The 6,206-nt window shown below is 58.7% G+C and carries 6 protein-coding genes and 1 pseudogene; 3 read left to right on the top strand and 4 right to left on the bottom strand.

The genetic code is table 11. From position 1 onward, the window contains the following. Positions 1 to 108 precede the first annotated feature (108 nt). Entirely contained in the window at positions 109 to 516 is a 408-nt protein-coding gene (locus EJA72_RS27970; protein ID WP_157715102.1) for an HPF/RaiA family ribosome-associated protein, read from the bottom strand. A gap of 213 nt (positions 517 to 729) precedes the next feature. Next, positions 730 to 1,677: a LysR substrate-binding domain-containing protein gene (locus tag EJA72_RS27965; protein WP_157715101.1), complete on the bottom strand. Its 948-nt coding sequence runs from the start codon at positions 1,675 to 1,677 to the stop codon at positions 730 to 732. A gap of 135 nt (positions 1,678 to 1,812) precedes the next feature. On the opposite strand from EJA72_RS27965, the gene EJA72_RS27960 reads away from it, so the two are divergent. After that, on the top strand, positions 1,813 to 3,189 hold the full coding sequence (locus EJA72_RS27960; protein ID WP_157715100.1) for an L-serine ammonia-lyase: 1,377 nt from the start codon (positions 1,813 to 1,815) through the stop codon (positions 3,187 to 3,189). A gap of 279 nt (positions 3,190 to 3,468) precedes the next feature. Further along, the gene (locus EJA72_RS27955) at positions 3,469 to 3,786 is read left to right on the top strand and encodes a DUF3509 domain-containing protein (RefSeq protein ID WP_157715099.1); all 318 of its coding nucleotides are present in this window, start codon (positions 3,469 to 3,471) and stop codon (positions 3,784 to 3,786) included. Here EJA72_RS27955 and EJA72_RS27950 read toward each other — a convergent pair. Next, positions 3,783 to 4,283, bottom strand: a complete 501-nt coding sequence (locus EJA72_RS27950) for a phosphate-starvation-inducible PsiE family protein (RefSeq protein WP_178129616.1) — start codon at positions 4,281 to 4,283, stop codon at positions 3,783 to 3,785. The genes EJA72_RS27955 and EJA72_RS27950 overlap by 4 nt on opposite strands. Before the next feature lie 369 nt (positions 4,284 to 4,652). Here EJA72_RS27950 and EJA72_RS27945 point away from each other — a divergent pair. After that, positions 4,653 to 4,892 (top strand): annotated as a pseudogene (locus tag EJA72_RS27945) (YebG family protein); the annotation flags it as partial. A gap of 185 nt (positions 4,893 to 5,077) precedes the next feature. On the opposite strand, the gene EJA72_RS27940 reads toward EJA72_RS27945, so the two are convergent. Beyond that, positions 5,078 to 6,097, bottom strand: coding sequence for a Glu/Leu/Phe/Val dehydrogenase dimerization domain-containing protein (locus EJA72_RS27940; RefSeq protein WP_157715097.1), 1,020 nt, complete (start codon positions 6,095 to 6,097; stop codon positions 5,078 to 5,080). Positions 6,098 to 6,206: the final 109 nt, after the last annotated feature.

The raw sequence follows: 6,206 nt of genomic DNA, 5'->3' as shown, positions 1-6,206 counted from the left end.
GGACGCAGGCTTCGCCAGCCGCTACAGGATTATGTTGGGATCTATAAACAAGAACGGGCCTGCGATGGCAGGCCCGTTTCAGTGGGAAGGTAAAAAGTGAATCAGGCTTCAGCCGTTTTGTGCAGCCTGTTCATTCTCGAGAAATTCGTCTTCCAGCAGCTTGTCGGCGTGGGGTCTATCAAACTTCACCACTGCTGCACGGGGTTTGCCCCGCAGTCTGCCGAACAGATGATCCAGCGCATGTTCGAGTTTTTCAGCCGCACCGTCGATCGCCAGTTCCAGGGAGTCGGCTTTATGAGTGACAGAAATGGGTTGGTGGCCCTTTGGCCGCGCTTCCAGTTGGCAGCGCATATCGTGCGGTCCGGGCTTGTCGCCGTTTTCGTCCCGCAGGTGAACCTCGACGCGTGTCAGGTCCTCTTCATAACGTTCGAGCGTGCTCTCAATGGTAGTACGTACCCACTCCTCCAGTCGGATGCTGCTTTGAATATGGTTATCGCTGTTGACTTGGATTTGCATAGTTCATCCCTTATTTCAGCTAGCTCGCTAGAGGCCCTCCGGCTAGCCCTTGGGCGTCATCACCGTGACCTCTTACTTACACAATCGGTCTGTGCGCAGAACAATTCAACCCCTAAAAAAAGATAAATTTCGATTCACAAAAAAAGCCGGACAAAGGGCAAAAGCGCTGTTAAGGTCGGGAGTTGGGTCGCCTCACTTCTTTGTCATAATTACTCACATCTGCTGCTCTGCCAGCGGATGCAGACTACGAAAAACACCCGCCTCTTCCACCAGCCAGTCATGCACCGCACGCACGCCCGGATGACTCAGCGCACCTGGCGCGTAGAGCAACATGTAGCGTTTGTGGTTGGGCACCGCCAGGCCGAATGGCACGATCAACGCTCCCCTCTCCAGTTCGTCGTTGAGCAACGTTCGCCGCGCAATCGCCACGCCCATGCCGGCAATCGCCGCCTCGATGGTCAGGTGATTGCGATTGAAGGTGTGCCCGCGCCGCACGTCCGCGCCCTCGAAACCGATGGCATTGAGGTAGAACTCCCACTCCGCGTATTCGTAGCTGCCGCGCCAGGCGGTGATGTCGTGCAACAACGGAAAGTGCACCAGGTCCGCCGGACCGTGCAGCGGCGGGCGGCCGCGCAACAGGCTTGGGGCGCACACCGGGAAAATCTGCTCGTCGAGCAGGGCTGTGGATAACAGTCCCGGGTAGCTGCCGTCATTCAAATCGATCGCCAGATCGAAATCGCCTTCGTGCAACGGCACGCTGCTGTCCTCCGCCACCAATCGCAACTGGATATCCGGAAAGCGCTGCTGCAAACGCGGCAGGCGCGGGGTCAGCCACTTGCTCAGGAACGATGGAATCGAGCGCACCCGCAAAATCCCGCTGATCATGCCCGCGTCCAGCCGTCGCAATTCCGCATCGATGTTGCCGTAAGCCTCGTTGACCGTAACGGCCAGTCGCTGACCTTGCGCGCTCAGCTCCACGCCCCGTGCGCGACGGTGAAACAAGCGAAAACCCAGGCGCTCTTCCAACTGGCGGATTTGCTGACTGACCGCACCCGGCGTGATGTGCAGCTCTTCGGCGCAGCGGGTGAATGACAAGTGCCGCGCGGCACAGGAAAACACGTGCAGCCAGACGTAAGTCTGGGCGTGCAATTGGCGACTCATTGTTTAGTCCTGCTAAAGGCTGTCTTAGGAAGTTTCGTTGGTCATGGTGGACCTAGGGAGGCAGTATCGCCGACATTGCGCTTGTCCTACAAAAATGGCAGCGATTCCTCTTCCATTGCTTGTATAGGCTTTAGCATGGCTATCAGTGTTTTCGATCTTTTCAAAGTGGGCATCGGCCCGTCCAGTTCCCACACCGTCGGCCCAATGCGCGCCGCCGCGACCTTCAGCCAGGTGTTGGTCGAGCAGGATCTGCTGGACGCCGTCCGTCGGGTAGAAATTCGCCTTTACGGCTCGCTGTCGGCCACTGGGGTCGGCCATGCCACCGACCGCGCCTGCGTCATGGGGCTGATGGGCGAATGGCCCGACAGCATCGACCCCACCAGCATCGATAACCGCATCAACACCTTGCTGGAAACCGGCGAGCTGAACCTGGCCGGCCAAACCACCATTGCCTTCAACTGGCAGCGCGATCTCCTGCTGCTCGACGAGAGCCTGCCCTACCACCCCAATGCCATGTCCCTGACAGCCTTTGGCGAAACGGGTGAATTGTATGAACAAACGTACTACTCGATCGGCGGCGGTTTCATCGTCGAAGCCGCGGAAGCCGAGTCCGGTATCGCGCCCACCAGCGATGTGGTGTTGCCGTATGATTTCTCCAGCGCCGCCGAATTGCTCAAGCTGTGCAACCAGCATGGCCTGCGAGTCTCAGAGTTGATGATGGCCAATGAATTGGCCTGGCGCAGCGAGGCCGATATCCGCCAGGGTTTGTTGCACATCTGGTCGGTGATGCGCGAGTGCGTCGAGCAAGGTTTGCGTCACGAAGGCATCCTGCCCGGAGGCCTGAATGTGCCGCGTCGGGCGGCGAAATTGCACCGCAGCCTGCTGGAAATCGGCAAGCCGAATGTCATCACCTCCACGCTGTCGGCCATGGAGTGGGTGAACCTGTTCGCCCTCGCCGTGAACGAGGAAAACGCGGCCGGTGGGCGCATGGTCACCGCGCCGACCAACGGTGCCGCGGGCATCATTCCGGCGGTGCTTCATTACTACATGAAATTCAATCCGGACGCGTCGGACGATGACGTGGTGGCGTTCTTTCTGGGCGCTGCCGCCGTGGGCATTCTGTGCAAGAAAAATGCGTCGATCTCCGGTGCGGAAGTCGGCTGCCAGGGCGAAGTCGGATCGGCTTGCGCGATGGCGGCGGCCGGTCTTGCGGACGTGCTGGGTGCAACCCCGGAGCAACTGGAAAACGCCGCCGAAATCGGCCTGGAACACAACCTCGGTCTGACCTGCGACCCGGTCGGCGGCCTGGTGCAGGTGCCGTGCATCGAGCGCAACGCCATTGCGGCGGTCAAGGCCATCAACGCCACGCAAATGGCCTTGCGCGGCGACGGCAAGCACTTCATCTCCCTGGACCGGGTGATCCGCACCATGCGCGATACCGGCGCCGACATGCATGACAAATACAAAGAGACGTCACGGGGCGGCCTGGCCGTCAACTGGGTGGAGTGCTGATTGCACCTTCTGTGAACACATGCCCCGAAACGGGCAAGATCTACTTACTCGCGATGAACGTCAGAGCACCGCGTTTAGCCAGTAAACACGCGTAATCGTTGACGACCATCGCGAGCAAGCTCGCTCCTACAGGGGATGTGATTGTCCGACAATCTTTCCGGCATGCCCCTTGCTTCATCCCTCTTGAGATTGCGAGCGACCTGCCAATGGTCCGGTGTGGCGAACCAACCCGATCACGGCCGGTCAACAACTGCACGTTCAATCAGGCGGTGACGCATCATGGACAATCCATTTCAGCTCATTACCGATGCTTTTGCACCGGATTATCAAATCAACCTGAGCATTCAGGGCCTGGACGGCAGCATCATGCTGACCCTCTCCAACAGTGGCCACGTGGTCGCTAAACGGATGATCAGCGCCGAACAGCGCAACGACCCTGCACGGCTAAAACGCCTGGTCCAAAGCATTCAGTTCGGCATCGCCATTGAACAGGGCCACAGCGCCATGGCAATCCTCGAGGCTATGACCGACGGCGACAGCCGCACCCTGCCGCCGCCACTCGTCAATGGCAACGCCCGCCCCGCCATGAGACTTTAAAGCTCGCCTTTTTCAACCTCGGGATGCTCACCGGAACCCGCACCGATCTTGCGTTGCGGGTGCTCGATCTTCACCGAGGGAAATTGCGACGAGGCGTAACGCACGACCAAAATGGCGAACGCCAGCAGCAGAATCCCGCCACACAGGTAGATGATCCCCAGGTCTGGCGGGTTGTGGTGCGAAACGTTGGAGATCAGCAGCCGTGTCAGCGCCGTAATCGCCACGTAGATCAGAAAGCGCACGGGCATGTGATTGGTCTTGAAGTAAATCCCGACCATCGCCCCCAATTCCAGGTAGATGAACAGCAGCAGGATGTCATCGATCTTGATGTGCCCCGCTTCGATCATCTGCAGGAATTCCATCACCGCGGCCCACGCGGTCACCGCCCCGATGGCGAACAGCGCCAGGTAGTGGAAGGTTTCGACGAACAGGTTACCCAGCGACTCGGCCAGCTGATGCACGTTCTGCCGCAGGTTCTCGGCCCAATTGATTTTCACGATGATTCTTCCTTAGCTCGGTTCGAGCGGATGATGCGGGTAGGACGTGACGGTTGTTCTGCATGCAGAAAAAAGGCCAGAGGCTTGATGATTGAGATGGCGATGGGTTGTGGCTGGACACTTTTGTGGTGTTTTGGCCGGCCTCATCGCGAGCATGCTCGCTCCTATACTAGTTTTGTGGTCGCCGCAGAATCATTGTGGGAGCGAGCCTGCTCGCGATAAGCGCGACTCGGTTCACCTGACAAACCCTGATTTCAGGCTACATTAAAAAGCCACTACCCAAAGCGCAGGGATTCGCTTATCCTTTTCGCTGTATATAAATACAGTGGTCGAATCAGACAACTAATGTGAAGGCATGTGAGGTGGTGAATGGCCGTCGAAGTGGTATACCGCAGCAGCCGAGATCTGGAGCGCTTGTTCATGGATAAAGCCGAAGCTGACCGTCATGACAAAATGCTCGAACTGGCCGAGTTGCTGGCCGAGGTGTTGCAAAAAGCCGTTCCGTCCCTGAACGAGCAGCAAGTGGAAGAAGTCGGAATCTACATGGCGAAGAACCGCGATGTGTTCGCCAAGGCGTTCAAGAGCCAGCCGGACGCGTTGTCCGAATTGCTGACTGCGCCGGTTGAAGTTGCGGAAAAAGAAGTCGCAGAAAAAGTCGAGCCTGTGGTGGCTGAAGCGCCTGAACCGGCCAAGCCAGCCAAAGCGGCCAAGACCCCGAAGTAAAAGCAATGCCCGAATTGAATAGGCCCTGAGTCAAATGGCTCAGGGCCTTTTTCATGCCCGGTGAAAACCATTCAGCGGTACAGCACTTTCTCCGCCAGTTCGTCCGCTACCCGGGCCGGGGAGCGTTTTTCCGCTTGGGCGTGGGCGAAAACTTCCGTCAGGCGCGAACTGATTTTCGACAGGTGCGCGGTGATGGTCGTGAGTTCTTCACCGCGATGCTTGAGCGACACATAGATCAGCCCGCCGGAATTGATCACGTAGTCCGGGGCATACAGAATGCCCCGTCGCTCCAGCTGATCCGCCACATCCAGATGGGTCAGTTGGTTATTCGCCGACCCGGCCACCGCCGCACAACGCAGCTGGGTCACGCTGTGACTATTGAGAACGCCGCCGAGGCCACACGGCGCGAGAATGTCACAAGGCGTGCTGAGCAATGCTTCGTTGGCAATCGGGTGCGCACCCAGTTGTTCCATGGCCAGTTGCACCTTGCCATGATCGATGTCGCTAACCAGTAGCTCCGCTCCGGCGGCGTGCAACTGCTCAGCGAGGGCGAAGCCGACATTGCCCAAGCCCTGAATGGCCACGCGCAAGCCTTCGAGATTATCGCTACCCAACCGAGCCATCGCCGTGCTGCGAATCCCGGTAAACACCCCCATTGCCGCATGAGGTGCCGGGTCGCCCGCCGACGTGGTGCTGGTGACGTGTTGCGTCTGTTGGGCGATGCAATCCATGTCCGCCACCGAGGTGCCGCTGTCGATGGCCGTGATGTAGCGACCGTCGAGCTGCTGGATACAACGCCCGAAGGCTTCGAACAACGCCGCGCGGTTTTCCACGTGGGCCGGACGAATAATGACCGCAACGCCGCCGCCCTGGGCCAGACCGGCGAGGGCTGCCTTGTAACTCATGCCTTGGGCAAGGCGCACGGCATCCTCGACGGCGGACTCGTCGTTGGGATAGGCAAGGTAACGACAGCCACCCAGGGCTGGCCCCAAACGGCTGTTATGAATGGCAATGACCGCCTTTAACCCGGTGACCGGATCCACGCTCAGATGCAGCGATTCAAGGCGAGTGCTTTGCATGAGAGCGAACATCGTAAGGCTCCCGAATCACGTCTTGTAGTCGCCAGTATAGGCTTGCGCCCAAAATTTGCTGAAGCGCACCGGAATAACCAGCGCCACGATGCACGCTTTCGGAAATAAC

Origin of the sequence: Pseudomonas sp. PB120, from assembly GCF_009761815.1 — a bacterium.
Taxonomy (GTDB): Bacteria; Pseudomonadota; Gammaproteobacteria; order Pseudomonadales; family Pseudomonadaceae; genus Aquipseudomonas.
Note: the sequence above shows the minus strand (reverse complement) of the source record. Positions and strands in the feature narration are given on the sequence as shown.